The 17,248-nt window shown below is 64.4% G+C and carries 14 protein-coding genes; 6 read left to right on the forward strand and 8 right to left on the reverse strand.

Translation table 11 applies throughout. The annotated features are described in order from the left end of the window. Positions 1–213: 213 nt before the first annotated feature. Positions 214–612 carry a hypothetical protein gene (locus CI15_RS06050; protein WP_062125246.1) on the reverse strand — a complete coding sequence of 133 codons (399 nt, stop codon included), beginning with the start codon at positions 610–612 and terminating at the stop codon, positions 214–216. Between the two features lie 258 nt (positions 613–870). On the opposite strand from CI15_RS06050, the gene CI15_RS06055 reads away from it, so the two are divergent. Continuing rightward, a complete protein-coding gene (locus CI15_RS06055) occupies positions 871–1,377 on the forward strand; it encodes a MarR family winged helix-turn-helix transcriptional regulator (protein WP_062125247.1) in 507 nt (168 codons plus the stop codon). A 198-nt stretch (positions 1,378–1,575) separates the two neighbouring features. Beyond that, positions 1,576–3,138 carry a DHA2 family efflux MFS transporter permease subunit gene (locus tag CI15_RS06060; protein WP_062125249.1) on the forward strand — a complete coding sequence of 521 codons (1,563 nt, stop codon included), beginning with the start codon at positions 1,576–1,578 and terminating at the stop codon, positions 3,136–3,138. Positions 3,139–3,193: 55 nt separating this feature from the next. On the opposite strand, the gene CI15_RS06065 is transcribed toward CI15_RS06060, so the two are convergent. The 5 genes from CI15_RS06065 to CI15_RS06085 all read right to left on the reverse strand — a co-directional run bounded on the left by CI15_RS06065 (position 3,194) and on the right by CI15_RS06085 (position 10,463). Beyond that, positions 3,194–3,709, reverse strand: coding sequence for a hypothetical protein (locus CI15_RS06065; protein WP_062125251.1), 516 nt, complete (start codon positions 3,707–3,709; stop codon positions 3,194–3,196). A 236-nt stretch (positions 3,710–3,945) separates the two neighbouring features. Beyond that, the gene (gene gshA / locus CI15_RS06070; RefSeq protein ID WP_062125253.1) at positions 3,946–5,562 is read right to left on the reverse strand and encodes a glutamate--cysteine ligase; all 1,617 of its coding nucleotides are present in this window, start codon (positions 5,560–5,562) and stop codon (positions 3,946–3,948) included. Between the two features lie 186 nt (positions 5,563–5,748). Next, positions 5,749–6,666, reverse strand: a complete 918-nt coding sequence (locus tag CI15_RS06075) for a DNA-3-methyladenine glycosylase family protein (RefSeq protein ID WP_062125255.1) — start codon at positions 6,664–6,666, stop codon at positions 5,749–5,751. Continuing rightward, positions 6,663–7,865: a bifunctional DNA-binding transcriptional regulator/O6-methylguanine-DNA methyltransferase Ada gene (gene ada, locus CI15_RS06080; protein WP_062125258.1), complete on the reverse strand. Its 1,203-nt coding sequence runs from the start codon at positions 7,863–7,865 to the stop codon at positions 6,663–6,665. Before ada ends, CI15_RS06075 begins: the two co-directional genes overlap by 4 nt. A 621-nt stretch (positions 7,866–8,486) precedes the next feature. Beyond that, positions 8,487–10,463, reverse strand: coding sequence for a PhoX family protein (locus CI15_RS06085; RefSeq protein ID WP_062125260.1), 1,977 nt, complete (start codon positions 10,461–10,463; stop codon positions 8,487–8,489). Positions 10,464–10,684: 221 nt separating this feature from the next. On the opposite strand from CI15_RS06085, the gene CI15_RS06090 reads away from it, so the two are divergent. Then, positions 10,685–11,110: a VOC family protein gene (locus CI15_RS06090; protein WP_062125262.1), complete on the forward strand. Its 426-nt coding sequence runs from the start codon at positions 10,685–10,687 to the stop codon at positions 11,108–11,110. Positions 11,111–11,154: 44 nt separating this feature from the next. On the opposite strand, the gene CI15_RS06095 is transcribed toward CI15_RS06090, so the two are convergent. Beyond that, the gene (locus CI15_RS06095) at positions 11,155–11,709 is read right to left on the reverse strand and encodes a YaeQ family protein (RefSeq protein ID WP_062126113.1); all 555 of its coding nucleotides are present in this window, start codon (positions 11,707–11,709) and stop codon (positions 11,155–11,157) included. Positions 11,710–11,851: 142 nt separating this feature from the next. After that, a complete protein-coding gene (locus tag CI15_RS06100) occupies positions 11,852–12,829 on the reverse strand; it encodes a LysR family transcriptional regulator (protein ID WP_062125264.1) in 978 nt (325 codons plus the stop codon). Between the two features lie 195 nt (positions 12,830–13,024). On the opposite strand from CI15_RS06100, the gene CI15_RS06105 reads away from it, so the two are divergent. The 3 genes from CI15_RS06105 (at position 13,025) to araG (ending at position 17,241) form a co-directional block, all read left to right on the forward strand. Further along, positions 13,025–14,473 (forward strand): aldehyde dehydrogenase family protein, encoded by a 1,449-nt coding sequence (locus CI15_RS06105; RefSeq protein ID WP_062126116.1) that lies wholly within the window; start codon positions 13,025–13,027, stop codon positions 14,471–14,473. Between the two features lie 104 nt (positions 14,474–14,577). Further along, entirely contained in the window at positions 14,578–15,582 is a 1,005-nt protein-coding gene (locus tag CI15_RS06110; RefSeq protein WP_062125265.1) for an arabinose ABC transporter substrate-binding protein, read from the forward strand. A gap of 102 nt (positions 15,583–15,684) precedes the next feature. Then, complete coding sequence (gene araG / locus CI15_RS06115; RefSeq protein WP_062125267.1) at positions 15,685–17,241, forward strand: L-arabinose ABC transporter ATP-binding protein AraG; 1,557 nt, start codon at positions 15,685–15,687, stop codon at positions 17,239–17,241. Positions 17,242–17,248 lie beyond the last annotated feature (7 nt).

Consider the following 17,248-nt stretch of genomic DNA (forward strand, 5'->3'; position numbering starts at 1 on the left):
TGTTAGCGTATGAGTCCGCGCGAGCGCGGGAAACTGAAAGCTGAAAGGTTAATGCGAGGCGGTGCGCAGGTGTGTTACTTGCGGTGACCCGATGGTTACGCGTTGTTACCGACAGGCGCGAGCGGCTGTCGTGGGCGGGGATTCAGGTGGCGAGAGGAAGGACTGCGTGTGCCGAAAGCGCGGGTGGCAAGTGCCGGGTGAGCCGGCGCGCAGTCAGAGCCGCGATTCCGTGGACGGGTTCTGCTGGCGCTGACGCTGGCGAGTGGGCTTGCCCGCCGAGGCCCGGCACGATGCACCGCCACGCGTGAGGCAAGTGTTGCCGATGTTGGCCGCCGTGGCGATGTCGTTGCTAGGCTCGATCGCGAAGCTTTCCTTAGGCAGCACGATCTCGCTCGTCTCCACGAGCGCGGCGTTGCCGCGTTTCTCCCGCTTCATTTCCCGTCGATGCTCGACCCACGCGAGCAGCGCGACGCCCAACGATCCGCCCGGCAACACGATGAGTCCCGCGAACAGTGCGAGCTTCCACCAGCGATGCCGGCCCTGGAAGCTATGGAGTGCCGAATCGGCGAGTGAGCGGCTAAGGCCGCCAAGTGTGTTCTTGAGGTACAGCATCGGGGAAATCCTGTTGCGCGCGTCGCGAGAGGGCGGCGTGCGGTCGTTCGGTCAGAACATGGTCTCGAATGGCGCGGGACGCGCGAAACTCATTGCTTGTCATAATATTGACTATGCAAGTAAATTTCAAGATACTCTGCCGGGCGAATGTTTCGACTGTTGTTTTTATGTTGGTTGATCGTGCGCCGCAAAATGAGATTTGACTTGTCTGCTTAGGCAGCTAAACTTCGGTTTGCTTGTCGATGCGGCGGATACCCCATGACAGATGGCCCTTACAAACCGGACGAGGTCGAGCTTACGAGCAGTCTCGGCTATTACCTGACGAAAGCGCGCAACGTGCTGGTCGAGCGCACGGACCGTGCGGTCAAGCCGCTCGGGCTCACCGCGCAGCAGATCGGCGTGATTCTGATGCTGTCGTCGCGGCGCGCGAGCACGCCATTCGAACTGTCGCGCGCGATGTCGTACGACAGTGGCTCGATGACGCGTCTGCTCGATCGTCTGGAAAAAAAGGGCTTCGTGGTGCGCACGCGCAGCAGCGACGACCGGCGCATGGTGAAGCTGGAGTTGACGCCGCAGGGCCACGACGCCGCGCGGCAATTGCCGAATCTCGGCGCGACCGTGCTGAACGATCAATTGCGCGGCTTTACCGCTGAGGAGCATGCGACGCTGATTCACCTGCTCGCGCGGTTTATCGCGAACGGCCCGGAGGGAGAAGCCGGCGTGGGCTGCGGACTGGCGTCCCCGCCGGACGAGCCATGCCCATGAGCGGAGGCGCGCGCCTCACCCGAAGGTGGCGGCGCATCGTCACGAAGTACTAGCAAGGCCATTACGACGCGATTCTGGAAGGCGTCATTGCAGTCATATATTTGTCTAGGCAGAGGGTGATCAGACATGCAAGCGCCGTGTTTGAGAGGCCGCATAAAGCTGCCGTGACAAGCTTTTGCCTCCTAAGGAGAACAACCAATGGATGCCACGGCTTCCAACGCCTCGCTGCCCGCAGCCGAACCCGCTCCGCTGCAAGGCGGCACGCTTGCGCTGCTGACCGTCGGGCTTGCGCTCGGCACCTTCATGGAGGTGCTCGACACCTCGATCGCGAATGTCGCGGTGCCGACCATTTCGGGGAGCCTCGGGGTTGCCGCAAGCCAGGGCACCTGGGTGATTTCGTCGTATTCGGTCGCCTCGGCGATCGCCGTGCCGCTGACCGGCTGGCTCGCGCGACGCGTCGGCGAGGTGCGACTGTTCACGCTGTCGGTGCTGCTGTTCACGATCGCGTCGGCGGCCTGCGGCTTCGCGCATAACTTCGAATCGCTGATCGCGTTCCGGCTCGTGCAAGGGCTCGTGTCGGGGCCAATGGTGCCGTTGTCGCAGACGATCCTGATGCGCTCCTATCCGCCCGCGAAGCGTGGCCTCGCGCTTGGCTTATGGGCGATGACCGTGATCTGTGCGCCGATCTTCGGTCCCGTGATGGGCGGCTACATCACGGATAACTTCACGTGGCCATGGATCTTCTATATCAACGTGCCGATCGGCCTGTTCTCGGCATTCTGCGCATACATGCTGCTGCGCGGCCGCGAGACGCAGACGATGCGCCAGCGCATCGACGTAGTGGGCCTCGTGCTGCTCGTCACCGGCGTGTCGTGTCTGCAGATGATGCTCGACCTCGGCAAGGACCGCGACTGGTTCAACTCGACGTTCATCGTCGCGCTCGCGGTGATCGCACTCGTGTCGATCGCGTTCCTGCTCGTGTGGGAGTTGACGGAGAAGGAGCCGATCGTCGACCTGTCGCTGTTCAAGGATCGCAACTTCGCGCTTGGCGTCGTGATCATTTCGTTCGGCTTCATGGCGTTCTTCGGCTCGGTGGTGATCTTCCCGCTGTGGCTGCAAACGGTGATGGGCTACACGGCAGGCATCGCGGGTCTCGCCACGGCACCCGTCGGATTGCTCGCGCTGTTTCTGTCGCCGATGATCGGCAAGAACATGCACCGGCTGAATCTGCGCATGGTCGCGAGCTTCGCGTTCATCGTGTTCGCGATCGTGTCGTTCTGGAACTCGACGTTCACGCTCGACGTGCCGTTCGACCACGTGATCCTGCCACGACTCGTGCAGGGCATCGCCGTCGCGTGTTTCTTCGTGCCGATGACGACCATCACGCTGTCCAGCGTGTCCGACGAGCGTCTTGCGAGCGCATCCGGTTTGTCGAATTTTTTCCGCACGCTGTCGGGCGCGATCGGCACCGCAATCAGCACGACGTTCTGGGAAAACGACACGATCTACCACCACGCGATGCTCGCCGATACGGTCAACGCGTATTCGGCGAATACCAACACCTATGTGAATACCCTCGCGGGCGCGGGGCTGTCAGGCGACGGCTTGACCGCGCAACTGGATCAGGTCGTGACGAGCCAGGCCTACATGATGGCCACCAATGACTTCTTCCGCATCTCGTGTGCGGCGTTTATCGTGCTGGCGGTGCTCGTGTGGCTCACGAAGCCACGCAAGGGTGCCGGGCCCTCGTTAGGACACTGAAGCAACTGCAGCGACGGCGAACGTGCTCGCATCGTCGCTGCTGCCACTGCTCAAGCTATTGCGACATCGCCTCGCCATTGGGCAGCGTGGTCGTCTTTCCGGGCATCGTCTCGGGATGGGTCGTATCGGGCGCGTGCTGCGATGGTGTCGCGCTGCCTTGCGGCGCGCCCGCGGCTGTGCCCGTGATGCCTCTCACATACTGCTTGAAATCCGCGCCCGCTTGCCATGGATTCGGCTTGCAGCCGAGCGAGCCGTCGCAATGCGCGGAGAAGCCGATCGTCGCGGTGCCGTCGGGATTCGCGGTGCGCGTGATCTGATACGCGAGCGCGCGCTTGCCGCCGTCCGGGCCGGTGGTCTGGATCAGCGAGTCGTTGGCGGTTTCGATCTTGTACGTCGAATGGCTCGCGACCCACGTCTGCGCCCGTTGCCACCAGAGTTCGCATTCGGCCTTGTTCGAGCACGTCAACGGGGTAGTCGCGATCTGCATGACGTCCGGATCGACCTGACCCTGGGTCGAGCATGCCGCCGTCGCCACGAGACACAGCGTGGCCATCAGAGCTTTGTTGTTCATGTGGATACCTCCCCCTGGCAGAGCGTCTCATAACATTTTGGACCGGCACGCGGAGGCGGTGTTTCATCCAGATCAGAGAATCGCGATGATGCGCGGAGAATTTGCCGATTCCGTGCGCGCCCGAAGAGCGATATCCGTAGAGCTTACCTGGACGTTGGCTGAGAGTTGTCGGCGGCAAAGAAAAAGCGGCCCCGTGGGCCGCTTTCCTACCGCTCGAGATGACGTGGTCCGAACGCTCAGACGCTAAAGCGATTGAGCGTGTAGGCCCGATACGCAGCCACGAACGCATCGAACGAACCGACCTCCTCGCGTTCGAGCTTCGCCTGCTCGTCAAGCGATTTCACCGCGAGGTCTGCAAACGCCTTGGACTGCGCGGCGTCGAGCGGACGCGCGCGGAAGTACGCGGCGTGCGCTTCGCTTTGCGCGAGGCCGAATTCGAGGAAGCTTTGCTTCTCATCGCGCATCGTTTGCAGCACCCGTGCCGATGGCGTCAGCGACACGTCGGCCAGCTTCGCGCGTTGCGCGGCAACCGCGCGCGCATGTTCATCGCCGCCCTTCAGGCTATCGAGCGCGGCAGCCGCCGCGTCGATTTTCACGAGCAGTTCGTCGGCCCAGTCGGTCATCGCGATCGGCTTGCCCTCGCGCACCAGTTCGAGTCCGGGCTTGCGGCCTTCCATCGTGATGCGGCCGAAGTTCTGATTCGCTTCCGTGTAGGCGAGCGGCGGCAGCGGCGCGCTGTCGTCGAGCGCGCACACGAGCAGGTACGCGTCGAGAAAGCGCGAGGTCTCCAGCGAAATGCCGGTCGGCTCGAACGGATCGATGTCCATGCAACGCACCTCGACGTATTGCACGCCGCGCGCGGCGAGCGCGTGCAGCGGCCGCTCGCCAGGATACGTGACGCGCTTCGGACGAATCGTCGAATAGAACTCGTTTTCGATCTGCAGCACGTTGGTGTTGATCTGCACCCACTCGCCGTCGCGCTGCGTGCCGATCTTCTCGTACGCCGGATACGGCTGGCTCACGGCTTTCGCGAGCGCGTCGAGATAGCCGGGCAGCGTGTCGTAGTCGGCGCGCAGCGCGGCTTGCGCGGCAGTGTTCGAGTAGCCGAGGTCGCTCATGCGCAGGCTCGTCGCGTACGGGCGATACAGCGTGTCGGCGTCGAACGTGTCGAGCGTGTGTTTGCGATCGCGGAGAAAACGTCGATCGAGCGCCGGCGATGCGCCGAACAGATACATCAGCAGCCAGTTCGTGCGGCGGAAATTGCGGATCAGCGCGAGGTAGCGGTCGGACTGGAAGTCGACGGCGTTCGCGGTGGATTGCTGATCGGCGTGCAGCAGCCGCCACACTTCTTCGTTCAGCGAATAGTTGTAGTGAATGCCCGCGATGCACTGCATCGCGCGGCCATAGCGCAACGCGAGGCCGATGCGGTACACGTATTTCAGCTTGCCGATGTTCGACGTGCCGTAGTGCGCGATCGGAATGCCCTCGTCGGTGGCGGGCAACAGGCCCGGCATCGAGTTGTTCCACAGGATCTCGTCGCCAAGCTCCGCATAGACGAAGCGATGCAGCACGTCGAGCTTTTCGAGCGTTTCGGCGACGTCGTGCTCGGCCGGGGTGATCAGTTCAATCAGCGCCTCGGAGTAGTCGGTGGTCAGCGAGGGATGCGTGAGCGCCGAGCCGAGCGCGCGAGGATGCGGCGTCATCGCGAGCTGGCCGTCGCGCGTCACGCGCAGGCTTTCCCTTTCGATGCCGCGCAGGCCGCGTATCAGCGCATCGCGCTGCGGGCCCGAGCAGAGCACGGACAGGCGGTGCGAGAACGCGTCGGTCGAGCAGGAAGGTGTGGTGTTTGGCATTGATGCGAGTCGCGCGTTGCCGCTCGCGTTGTATCGCCTGATGATTCGCAGACAGTACAGCGGCTGACAACGTTCGGCGGAATTTTCAGTAGCGGGCACTTTAACATCTCGCCAGAACGGCTGCTTGCGGCCGCTTCGGCGGGCGTTCGAGCGCACGCCGGCACCATCACTACCTCACCACGACATTCACCCACCGCGCGCCGCGCCCGCCCGATCCGCGACTTCGTTCCAAAGATGCATCGCGGCATACGCGCGATACGGCCGCCACGCATCGGTGCGGCTGCGCTGCTGCGCGGGCCGCACGAGCGATGGATCGCGCGCGCAGATCGACTGCATCAACACGAGATCCGACGCGGGCCATGCATCGGGATCGCGCCATGCGCGCATCGCGACATATTCGACGGTCCACGGACCGATGCCCGCGAGCGCGAGCAAGGCTGCGCGCAGGCTCGCCGTGTCGACCGTATCGCTGTCGAGCGGCACGTCGCCGCTCGCGACCGCGCGCGCGAAGCCTTGCAACGCGGCGACGCGCTTGCCCGGCATGCCGATCTGCGCGAGATCGACTTCGGCAAGCGCGGCCGGCGTCGGAAAGCGCCACGCGGTGTTTTCATGCGGATGGCCGTCGATGCGTTCGCCCGCGCGCTGCACGAGCCGTCCGATGATCGTCGTCGCGGCCTTCACGCTGACCTGCTGGCCGACGATCGCGCGCACCACCAGCTCGAAGCCGGACCACGCGCCCGGCACGCGCAAGCCGGGCACCGCGGCGACGAGCGGCTCGAGCCACGGGTCCGCGGCGAGACCGGCGGCGATCTTCTTGGGATCGGCGCGCAGATCGAACATCCTCGCGACCGGCGCGGCGAGCGCCTCGGCGTGACGGCTTGCTGGCCCTTCGATGCTCGCGACGATGCAGCGCTTGCGTGGATGCAGCCGCACGCTGAGCGTGCCGCTGTCGCCGTTCCAGTCGATCGCGCGGCGATAGGCACCGTCTTCGACGGCCTCGACGCCGGGCGTCGCGCGGCCGCTGAAAAAGCGCAGCAGCCGCGGCCAGTCGAACGGTGCCTTGAACGGTAATTCGAGAGTTGCGACGTCGTTAAGCGTGCTCAAGCGGCGTGATCCAGTCGGGAGTTGTGGGAGTGGGAGTGGGTGTCGGCGTCGGTGCGGCTTGCATCGCGATGCGGTGCGTCGTCGGCTGATACGCCGCCTGCGTGCTGCGCCTCATTGTCGAGCAACACGGCCTTGCGTGGCAGCCCCCAGCGATAGCCGGCAAGCGCCCCGCCCTTCTGCACGACGCGATGACACGGAATCGCGAGCGCGACCGGATTGGTCGCGCAAGCGCTCGCGACCGCCCGTACCGCGCGCGGCGAGCCGACCGCTTCGGCGATCTGCGAATAGCTGCGCGTCTCACCGTAGGGGATGCGTCGCAGCGCATCCCACACGCGCTGTTTGAAGGCGGTCGACGCGATATCGAGCGGCAGGTCGAAGTCCTGACGGGTGCCGTGCAGATACGCGTCGATCTGCGCGATGAACGGCGCGAGTCGTCCGGCGTCTTCACGCAGCTCGGCATTCGCGAACTCGCCGCGCAACTCGTCGATCAGCAGCGCGGGGTCGTCGCCGAAACCGATCTTGCAGATGCCCTTGTCGGTCGCGGCGACCAGCACGAAGCCGAGCGAGGTCGGCGCGCTCGCGTAGCGCACCGTCAGCCCGGCACCCTTGCGGCGATACGCGGACGGCGCCATGCCGAGCTCGGTCGGCGCGCTGTCGTACATTCGCGAGGGCGAGCCGAACCCGGCATCGAGCGTTGCGCGCGTGACGTCGGCACCGCCCTGCAACGCGTCGCGCAACGCGGCGCCGCGCTGGGCGGCCTGGTATTGACGCGGCGACACGCCCACGACGCGCTTGAACAGGCGTTGCAGATGGAACGGGCTCACGTGCACGGCATCGCTGAGCTGCGCGAGGGTGAGGCGCTGCTGCGGATCGGCATCGAGTGCGGCGCACGCCCGCGCGACGATGTCGAGCTCGCGCGGCAGGCCGCCGGGCTGGCAGCGCTTGCAATCGCGAAAGCCCGCGGCGCGCGCGGCGTCGGCATCGGTGAAGAAGGCGACGTTTTCGCGGCGCGGCTGGCGCGACGCGCACGACGGCCGGCAAAACACGCCGGTCGTCCTGACCGCGTAGAAGAACGCGCCGTCGGCGTCGCGATCGCGGTGCGTGACGGCTTCCCACCGTTCGTCGTCGGTATTCCAGTGGGCGGTATCCGCGTCGACCGGGATGCGCACGGCGGGGGAATGACGGGTAATCGGGTTCATGATGTCCAGGGGCCCGGATGGGCAGGCAATGACGATGCTCATCAATGTAGGCCCGATCTCTACACAGTACGCGTCGGTTCTTGCTCTGTCATTCGACTGCACTTTTCCTTACTTATGGTGGGGTCAAAACCCGGCAAATCGCGGTCCGATGGGCCTGGACGGCGCCCACTGGTCGGGCGTTTTGCCCCGAAGTGCGACAATTTCACACAATATCGGGTTTTCCCTTAAAAAGTTATTGCGTCGCACCAACCCGATGTGTATATTAGTACCTGTCTCCTCCATGTCTCCTCCTGATATGGATTCAGCCCGCTCCACTTGAGCGGGCTTTTTTTTGTCCATCGGGGAAAGTCGCTTTGCTTGGGGCATTGCGCTTCGTCGCTCTCACGGTCGCGCGCCACCGCAGCGTTCGCACCAGACCCGGCACGGGGCACGTGCAGTCACGACCCGCTACTCGATCAGCGGCAAATCGGGCACGCGTCACACGGCTGTGACGACCCCCCAAAAAAACCCCCTCCGAAGAGGGGGCGACGAACCGCTTGCGAACTGTGCCTTTCTATCGGCTCAAAGCGTCGTCAATGGTCCCCACAACGAGACTCGGGAAAATCTCTGCGAGCATTGCCATCAGACCAGCTTGATCGATGTCGGGTCTGCTGTCAGATAGCCGATGGCCGCGCCGAAGCGATCCCTGTAGTTCGCTCGCACGAGCGGATCGAGCACGGTCTGCACTTTCGAATGCACGGCAGCCCAGTCGCCCGCATGCTGGAAATTGCTCATGATGTAGGTCCAGCCATTGATTTCGTCGACGGCATGCAGGCCGGTCGACTCCGCACCTGCCGGACACGACAGCACGCGCGACAGCACCTTCGTATCGACGTTATAGGCCCACAGGAAATTGTTGATATGCATGCCGCTGTCCTCACCGATGAAGAGAGTACGCAGCCGTTCCGAGAACTTGAGGTTGTCCGGATTCGCGATCTTCTCTGGATTCGCGGTATTACCCAGACTGTCCGCGCTCACGAGGTCTTGACCCACTAGCTCAGCCGGCGCGCTCATGTCGATGGGCACCCATTCGCTGTTAATCGCCGCGCCACCGAGATCGCGCTGCCCGCCTGTCATATTCAGCGCATAGACCGCACCCGATGAAATGCCCTTGTCGAGCGCGATATCCGTCGAATGTGCGTTGCCCCGCACCATCGATGTCGTGATCTGCGACATAGCCGAATAGAGAATCTTGTCTTTCGCGTTGACCGTCGTGCCTTCGAGTTTCGTAAAACCCATGCTCGCGCCCTGCAGCGCGGCGTAGCGATGCGTCTCCAGAAATGCCGCGGCTTTCTCCATGCCAGGCTTGAGGCGGATCCAGTTGAATTTACCGCCGTAGTGAATCTGGGTGAAGGTCGGATCGTTCGGCGGATTCTTCTCGTCGGTGACGACGTCCATGATGTCGGTGATTGTCAGCGTATTGGCGAGCGCCTCGATTTCATGGCTGGTCGCGTGACCGAGTTTGAGCCACGTCAACGTCGCGGCGCCCGCCCCCGCCGACGATCTTTGCGTCCACTTCGCGACATACAGCGTGCCCGCGGATAGATCGGCTTCGTTGTCCGCGATGAACATGAAGAGGCCGCCGTTGGTTGCGTCGTCGCCCATCAGCACAGTGCGCCTGTCGGGCATCACCTGAATCAGCTCATGGGAAATGCGGCCGAGGCAGTAGTGCTTCTTGACTGTACCGGTGCCGTCAGGGTGCACGGTGACTTCCGGCAGATGCCCGTAGTGATACGGCCGCGCCGCCGATGCGCTGCCGTACAGGTTCTGGCTGTACGCCTGGAATTGCGTGTTCGTCGCGATGGTAGCGGCATCCGGCTCGTACTCTTCGCTCGACAGGTGCGTATTCCACGGCGACAGGCTCGCGCCGCAAGTGATCCACAATCCATGCGCGCCGGACGTATCGACGTTCGAATAGCTGACCAGCGTGAGCTTGCCGGTGGCCGGATCCTGATCGAGCGTCAGCACGGCAATCGGCGACGGCAGCTTGCCGTACATGTCGCCTTGGGCCGTTTCCGTCTGATCGCGCGTCGTGTATTCGAACTGCACGACGGCGAACACCGCGTTCCCCTTGACGCCCTTCACCACCGGCTGGTCAAGCCGGATCAGCGAGGTGCCGTCCGGGCAGTCGGAGAAAAACTGGCGCTCCTTGCCTGGTACCGACCTGTCAATGATCGGTTCGTTGTCGATGTCGAAATAACCGCCCGCCACGATCGTGCCGCCAGTCGTGTTCGGAACTGTGTCGCCCGTCATGAAGAACGGCTGATACGCGAGTTTGTAGGTGTGGCTGCTGCCGTCGCTGAACTGGGCGGTCAGCGTCGATGCGACCGTGGTCGCCGCCATCGCACCAGGATTCGCCAGCGAAGGCGCCGCCATGCCGTCGAACGACGCCGCGGTGAACGCCGCTTTCGTCGGGGCGGGTGGATTGCTCACTTGAAGGTCGTTGCCGCCGCCGCAGGCTGCGAGAAGCGATGTCGCGGCGGCGCCGAGCGGCAGCATCGGTGCGCCAGCGATGATCTTCAGGGCCTGACGGCGTGAGTAGTCGAATGATTGCGCCATGTTCTCGTGATCCATTGTTGGGGTGAACCGGGGACCGAGGATCGGAATGACCATGGCGCGCCGGATTGACGCGCTACTTTATTGAATGAATATGAAATGTAGTTGACAGTGAAATGTAATGTCTCCGGAGGTCTAGCACCCCGGTCTCTTACCCTCCAGAAAGTGCCCTTTCTCCTACACTTCGCTAAGCGGTTCTCCGACCTAGCCAAAGGGCGTTCGATATGAAAATCCACATTCGCGAGATCGACCACGTCGTGATCCGGGCGACGCAAGTCGAAACACTCGCGCGCTTTTACTGCGACGTGCTCGGTTGCAGCGTCGAAAAGGAGCAGCGTGAACTCGGCCTCACGCAACTGCGCGCGGGACGTTCGCTGATCGATCTGCTACAGGTCGGCGCGAAGCTCGATCGCGCGGAAAACGGCGCGGCGGGCACGGGACGCAACATGGACCACCTGTGTCTGCGCGTCGAATCGTTCGATGCCGACGCGCTGAAGGCGCATCTCACCGCGCATGGCGCGCGGATCGGCGAACAGGGAGTGCGTTATGGCGCGGACGGTTTCGGGCCGTCGCTGTATCTGTTCGACCCGGAAGGCAATATGGTCGAACTGAAGGGGCCGCCGGAAGCGGCGCGAGTCACGTCGCTCTGAAGGCGAAAACGCAACCGCGCGGAAGCGGGATCAAATTCGTCCAATCACGCTTCGGCGGGCGCCTTCAGCACGGTCCAGTCGATTTTCACCGCATCGGCGTCGGCGCTGCCGAGCCACGCTTCGCCGTCCTGTACCGTGCATTGCAGCCGCATCGTGCGTTCTGCGAGCGAGCCGAGCGAGGCCGCGACGTCTTCGCCGAGCGTCCACACCGTCACGTTGCGCATGCGCTCGACCTTGTTGCGCACGCCCTGCCACCAGATCTCCGAGGTCCGGCCGCCGTAGGCGATCACGATCACGCGATCGGCCCGGCCGCTCGCCTTCGCGATGCGGCGCTCATCGGGCTGGCCGACCTCGATCCACGTGTCGATCGCGCCGGTCAGGTCCTTCGCCCACAGGTCCGGTTCGTCGACATCCGACAAACCTTTGCAAAACTCCAGCCGTTCCTGCGCGAACAGCGCGAAGGCGGCGACGCGGACCATCATCCGTTCGTCGGTTTCAGAGGGGTGACGGGCGATCGTCAGCGAATGGTCGGCGTAATAGTGCCGGTCCATGTCCGCGATCTGCAGTTCCGTCTTGTATATCGTCGATTTGAGAGCCATGCCGTTGCTAAACCAGGCGCTCGCTCCACCGGAGCGTAGCGAAAATGAATCGTCGACGGCGCGTTGCCGTTTCTTGTGTTTGCTGTACATCGTATGTTCCTCCCGCGCCGTCAGCCGGTGCCTATGACGCAGGAGCAAGCATTTACCGGGCCACGGCGGGTTCCGTGGCCGTGCCGTACACGTCGCGAGCCGCGTCCCGCAACGCCTCGAGCACGACGGCGGCCGCCGGAGACAACAGATGCGACTGGCGCGTGATGATACCGAATGTATCCATCCTGTACGGCAAATCGATCGGTAAGCGCTTCAACACGCCGTACTGTTGGTACTGACGCGCCACTTCGTCGGGCAAAACCGCCAACATGTCGCTTTGCAGCAGCAAGCTCGAAATCGCGAGGAAGTTGTTCGTATTGACGACGTTCTGCGGCGGATTCAGGCCGATCTGCGAAAACATCAGATCGAAGCGATGGCGCAGCACGCTTCCCGGCGGATGCAGGACCCAACTCGCGCTGACGATGCCGCGCAGCGTCAAACCTGTTTCATTTTCGAGCGGGTGGCCCGGGCGCGCGACCACGCACAACGGTTCGTCGGCGAGCGGTTCGTAGCGAACCTCGGTCTTGAACTGGTTCTGCCGCTCCAGCACGCGGCCGATCATGATGTCGAGATCGCCTTCGGCGAGCCGCGGCAACATCACGTCCGAGGTCTCGACCTCAACCCAGATCTGCAATTGCGGATAACGCTCTTTCACGCTCGCGATCGCGCGCGGCACCATCGTCGCGGCCGCCGCCGCAATCACGCCGATCCGCACCTGGCCCGCAAGCCCCGAGCGCAGCGCCGAGATTTCGTCATGCGCCTGGCTCAGGTTCGACAACACCATGCGCGCATGGCGAATCATCACCTCGCCATACAGCGTCGCGTGCATGCCGTGCGGCGTGCGGTCGAACAGGCTCACGCCGAGCATGTCCTCGAGTTCCTTCAGCAGGCGCGACGCGGCCGGCTGCGTCATGCCGAGCACGTCGGCCGCGCGGCGCACGTTGCCCTCCTCCTCCATCGCGGCAAGCAGCAGCAACTGGCGCGTCTTCAGCCGTGCGCGCACGAACCAGTTTGAATAGCTACGCGTCATCGCGGGTCTCCAGGTTTGTACGTTTTTTCGCTAAGGGTCCCATCATGCCATATCGAAACTGATATCGGAGAGGCCTAAAAAGGGATTGGAAAGTTATTGGGGCCGCTCATACCATTCGTGGACTTTGCGAACTTCCTTGAGATTTCCGACTGGGCGCCCGCGCTGCGCCGCCCTTTACTGCGCCCTTTTCCGCCGATGAACCGCGACCCCCTCGTCCCGCTCGTTACCAGCCCGTTTCGCCATTACATCAATGGCGGATGGGAGACCGGCGCGACTGCGGGCGTGTCGCTCAACCCATCGGACCTGGACGAGCCGGTCGGCGAATACGTGCGCGCCGATGTGCGGCAGACCGACGGCGCGATCGAGGCCGCGCACGCGGCGTTTCGCGACTGGTCGTTCGCCTCCGCGCAGCGCCGCGCCGATGCGCTCGACGCGATCGGCAGCGAAATGCTCGCGCGCCGCGAGGAGCTGGCACGGCTGCTCGCGCGCGAAATCGGCAAGGTGCTGCCCGAGGCGCTCGCCGAAGCGACGCGCGCGGGGCAACTGTTCAAGCTGTTCGCGGCCGAGGCGCTGCGCGCGTTTGTCGAGCCGTGCGCGTCGGCGCGTGCCGGCGTCGACATCGACGTGACGCGCGAGCCGCTCGGGGTGGTCGGCGTGATCGCCCCGTGGAGCGCGCCGCTCGCGATCGCCGCCGCGAAGATCGGCGCCGCGCTCGCGCATGGCAACTGTGTCGTCTACAAGCCGGCCGAATCGGCGCCGGCCTGCGCGGCGGCGCTCGCGTCCATCATGAGCCGCGCGGGGCTGCCGGCCGGCGTATTCAATCTCGTGATGGGCAGCGGGCGCAAGGTCGGCGCGCGTATCGTCGCGCATCCGCTCGTCGCGGCGATCAGCTTCGCCGGCTCGTCCGAGACCGGCTCGCGCGTACTGCAGGCCGCCGTCGCGCGCCAGGCACGCGTGCAGCTGGAGATGGGCGGCAAGAATCCGTTCGTCGTGCTGGCCGATGCCGATCTCGACGGCGCAGTCGACGCAGCGCTCACCGGCGCCTTCAGCGCGACGGGCCAGCGCAGCACGGCGGCCGCGCGGCTGATCGTCGAGCGCGCGGTGTTCGCGCCGTTCGTCGACGCGTTGCAGGCGAAGCTCGCGAAACTCACCGTCGACCACGCGCTGAAGCACGGCACCGATATCGGGCCGGTCGCGAACGCAGCGCAGCTCGAACGCAATCTCGACTACGTGCGCATCGGCGAGCAGGAAGGCGCGCAGTTGCTCTGCGGCGGACGGCCGCTCGCACGCGCGACGCGCGGCTATTTTTTCGAGCCGGCGCTGTTTATTGGCGAGCCCGAACATCGCATTGCGCGCGAAGAGATTTTCGGGCCACTCGCGGTCGTGCTGCGCGCGGACGACTACGAGCACGCGCTGCATCTGGCGAACGACACCGCCTACGGACTGTGCGCCGGCATCTGCACACGCTCGCTCGAACGCGCGCGGCATTTTCGCCGCCACGTGCAGAGCGGTCTCGTGACGATCAATCTACCGACCACCGCCGTCGAGCATCACGGACCCGGCGGCGGGCGCAAGGCGTCGGCCTATGGTGCGAGCGACGCCGCGTTCTGGACCGCCGTAAAAACGGCCTACGTGGCGGGCTAGATGCGATGCGCCGCGCCACGCTTTTCGCCGCCCGCCTAAGCGGCCCGCTTACCCCGCTGCAACTACACGACATCAATGCAGCTTTTCAACCTCAGGAGACATAGATGACCAGCAAGCTTCGCCGTTTGACCTTGACCGCGATCGCCGCCGCCACCCTCGCCGCGCCGTTTGCCGCGCAACTGTCCGCGCGCGCGCACGAACCGCTCAAAGTGGGCTTCCTCGTGAAGATGCCGGAACAGGCGTGGTTCATCAACGAACAGAAGGCCGCGACCGCGCTCGGTCAGAAGGACGGTTTCTCGGTCGTCAACATCGGTACCCCCGACGGTGAAAAAGTGCTGGCCGCGATCGACAACCTCGGCGCGCAAGGCGCGAAGGGCTTCGTGATCTGCGCGCCCGACGTTCGTCTCGGACCGGCGATTCAGGCTCGCGCGAAGCGCTACAACATGAAGTTCGTGACGGTCGACGACCAGCTGGTCGATTCGACCGGCAAGCCGCTCGCCAACGTGCCGCACCTCGGCATGTCGGCATTCAAGATCGGCAACCAGGTCGGCCAGGCGATCACCGACGAAATGAAGCGCCGTGGCTGGAAGCCTGAAGAAGTCGGCGCGTTGCGTATTACCGACTACGAACTGCCGACCGCGAAGCTGCGCACCGACGGCGCGACGCAGTCGCTGCTCGCCGGTGGGTTCAAGAAGGAAAACATCTTCGACGCGCCGCAGAAGACCACCGACGACGAAGGCGGCTTCAACGCCGTGTCGCCGGTGCTCGCGCAGCATCCGAACATCAAGAAGTGGGTGATCTTCGCGCTCAACGAGGAAAGCGTGCTTGGCGGTGTGCGCGCGACCGAGCAGCTGCATATTCCGGGGACCGACGTGATCGGCGTCGGTATCAATGGCGCGGGCGAGGCGTTCGCCGAGTTCCAGAAGAAGGAGCCGACGGGCTTTTACGGCACGATCGCTGTCAGCTCGACGAACCACGGGAAGGACAGCACGGAAAACCTCATTGAGTGGATCAAGGACGGCAAGCAGCCCCCGGCCGACACGCAGACCACCGGCAAGCTGATGGTGCGTGGCAACTGGCAGGACGTGCGCAAGGAACTGGGCATTTAAGCGGCGGTTCTCGCGGCAGTTGGCGGGCCGCCTTGCGCCGCGCGCCTCGCGTTTAACGCGCGAGCGCGGCCCGCTCTGGTTCCATCCGTTCGAGGTTTTTCGATGACGTCCTTATTCACCGGGTCTCATGACAGCGCGGCGGCGCCCTCGCCTTCGTCGACACCCGCATCCGCCGACGCACCCTATCTCCAGCTCGACGGCATCACCGTGCGCTTTCCGGGTGTGCTCGCGCTCGACCATGTCTCGCTCGAAGTGCGCCGCGGCGAGGTGCACGGCCTGATGGGCGAAAACGGCGCCGGCAAGTCGACGCTGCTGAAGGTGCTCTCAGGCGTCAATCATCCCGTGTCGGGCACGTTGTCGCTCGACGGCGTCGAGCAGCAGTTCACGACGACCAAAGCGGCGATCGCCGCGGGCATCGCGATCATCTATCAGGAACTGCATCTGGTGCCGGAGCTGACCGTCGCCGAGAACCTGATGCTCGGCGCCCTGCCGAATCGATTCGGCGTGCTGGACGAGAAGGCACTGGTCGCGCGGGCGATGCGCGAGCTCGAACGGCTCGGCGAAAAGATCGATCCGTCGCAGCAGGTCAAGCAGCTGTCGATCGGTCAGCGGCAGATGATCGAAATCGGCAAGGCCCTGATGCGCGACGCGCGCGTGATCGCTTTCGACGAACCGACCAGCTCGTTGTCGTCGCGCGAAACGACGCAACTGTTCCGGATCATTCGCGCGCTGAAGGCCGAAGGCCGCGCGATCATCTACGTCACGCATCGGATGGACGAGGTCTACGAGCTGTGCGATCGCGTCACCGTGTTTCGCGACGGCCGCCGCATCGAGACCTTCGAGGCCGGCGCGGGACTCGATCGCGATCGGCTGATCAGCTGCATGGTGGGCCGCTCGATCACCGATGTGTACGGCTATCGCGCGCGCGAACTGGGCGAGGTGCAGCTTCAGGTCGATGGCGTGATGGGCCCGGGCCTGCGCGAGCCGGCCACGTTTTCGGCGCGCAAGGGCGAGATCGTCGGCTTTTTTGGGCTCGTCGGCGCGGGGCGCTCCGAGCTGATGAAGCTGATCTACGGCGCGGTGAAGCCGAGCGCCGGTGAGATCGCGCTGAAGGGCAAGCGCGTGCGTTTCGCCACGCCGCGCGACGCGGTGCGCGCCGGCGTCGCGCTGTGTCCCGAGGATCGCAAGCAGGAAGGCATCGTGTCGATTGCGTCGGTGTCGGACAACCTGAACATCAGCTGCCGGCGTCACTTCAGCCGCTTCAACGTGCTCAACGGCCGCAGGGAAGCGCAGACCACGCGCGAATTCATCGGCAAGCTCGCGATCAAGACCCGCAATGGCGACACGCCCATCGGCACGCTCTCCGGCGGCAATCAGCAGAAGGTGATCCTGTCGCGCTGGCTCGCGGAACAGATCGACGTGTTCCTGATGGACGAGCCGACGCGCGGCATCGACGTCGGCGCGCGCAGCGAGATTTACGGGCTGCTGTATGGGCTTGCCGAAGCGGGCCGCACGGTCATCGTCGTGTCGAGCGATCTCGCCGAGGTGATCGGCATAACCGATCGCGTGATCGTGATGAAGGAAGGCCGCATCGTCGGCGATCTGCCGAAGGCGCAGGCCACGCCCGATGCGCTGATCAAGCTGGCATTGCCGCGCTGACCGCGAG

The organism is Paraburkholderia monticola (assembly GCF_001580545.1).
Lineage (GTDB): Bacteria > Pseudomonadota > Gammaproteobacteria > Burkholderiales > Burkholderiaceae > Paraburkholderia > Paraburkholderia monticola.

Bases quoted from the DNA above. Each gene is read 5' to 3' on its own strand.
- CI15_RS06050 (WP_062125246.1), bottom strand. From the start codon at position 612: ATGCTGTACCTCAAGAACACACTTGGCGGCCTTAGCCGCTCACTCGCC.
- CI15_RS06100 (WP_062125264.1), bottom strand. From the start codon at position 12,829: ATGACGCGTAGCTATTCAAACTGGTTCGTGCGCGCACGGCTGAAGACG.
- ada (WP_062125258.1), bottom strand. From the start codon at position 7,865: ATGAACCCGATTACCCGTCATTCCCCCGCCGTGCGCATCCCGGTCGAC.
- CI15_RS06090 (WP_062125262.1), top strand. From the start codon at position 10,685: ATGAAAATCCACATTCGCGAGATCGACCACGTCGTGATCCGGGCGACG.
- CI15_RS06060 (WP_062125249.1), top strand. From the start codon at position 1,576: ATGGATGCCACGGCTTCCAACGCCTCGCTGCCCGCAGCCGAACCCGCT.
- CI15_RS06085 (WP_062125260.1), bottom strand. From the start codon at position 10,463: ATGGCGCAATCATTCGACTACTCACGCCGTCAGGCCCTGAAGATCATC.
- CI15_RS06110 (WP_062125265.1), top strand. From the start codon at position 14,578: ATGACCAGCAAGCTTCGCCGTTTGACCTTGACCGCGATCGCCGCCGCC.
- gshA (WP_062125253.1), bottom strand. From the start codon at position 5,562: ATGCCAAACACCACACCTTCCTGCTCGACCGACGCGTTCTCGCACCGC.
- CI15_RS06095 (WP_062126113.1), bottom strand. From the start codon at position 11,709: ATGGCTCTCAAATCGACGATATACAAGACGGAACTGCAGATCGCGGAC.
- araG (WP_062125267.1), top strand. From the start codon at position 15,685: ATGACGTCCTTATTCACCGGGTCTCATGACAGCGCGGCGGCGCCCTCG.
- CI15_RS06105 (WP_062126116.1), top strand. From the start codon at position 13,025: ATGAACCGCGACCCCCTCGTCCCGCTCGTTACCAGCCCGTTTCGCCAT.
- CI15_RS06065 (WP_062125251.1), bottom strand. From the start codon at position 3,709: ATGAACAACAAAGCTCTGATGGCCACGCTGTGTCTCGTGGCGACGGCG.
- CI15_RS06055 (WP_062125247.1), top strand. From the start codon at position 871: ATGACAGATGGCCCTTACAAACCGGACGAGGTCGAGCTTACGAGCAGT.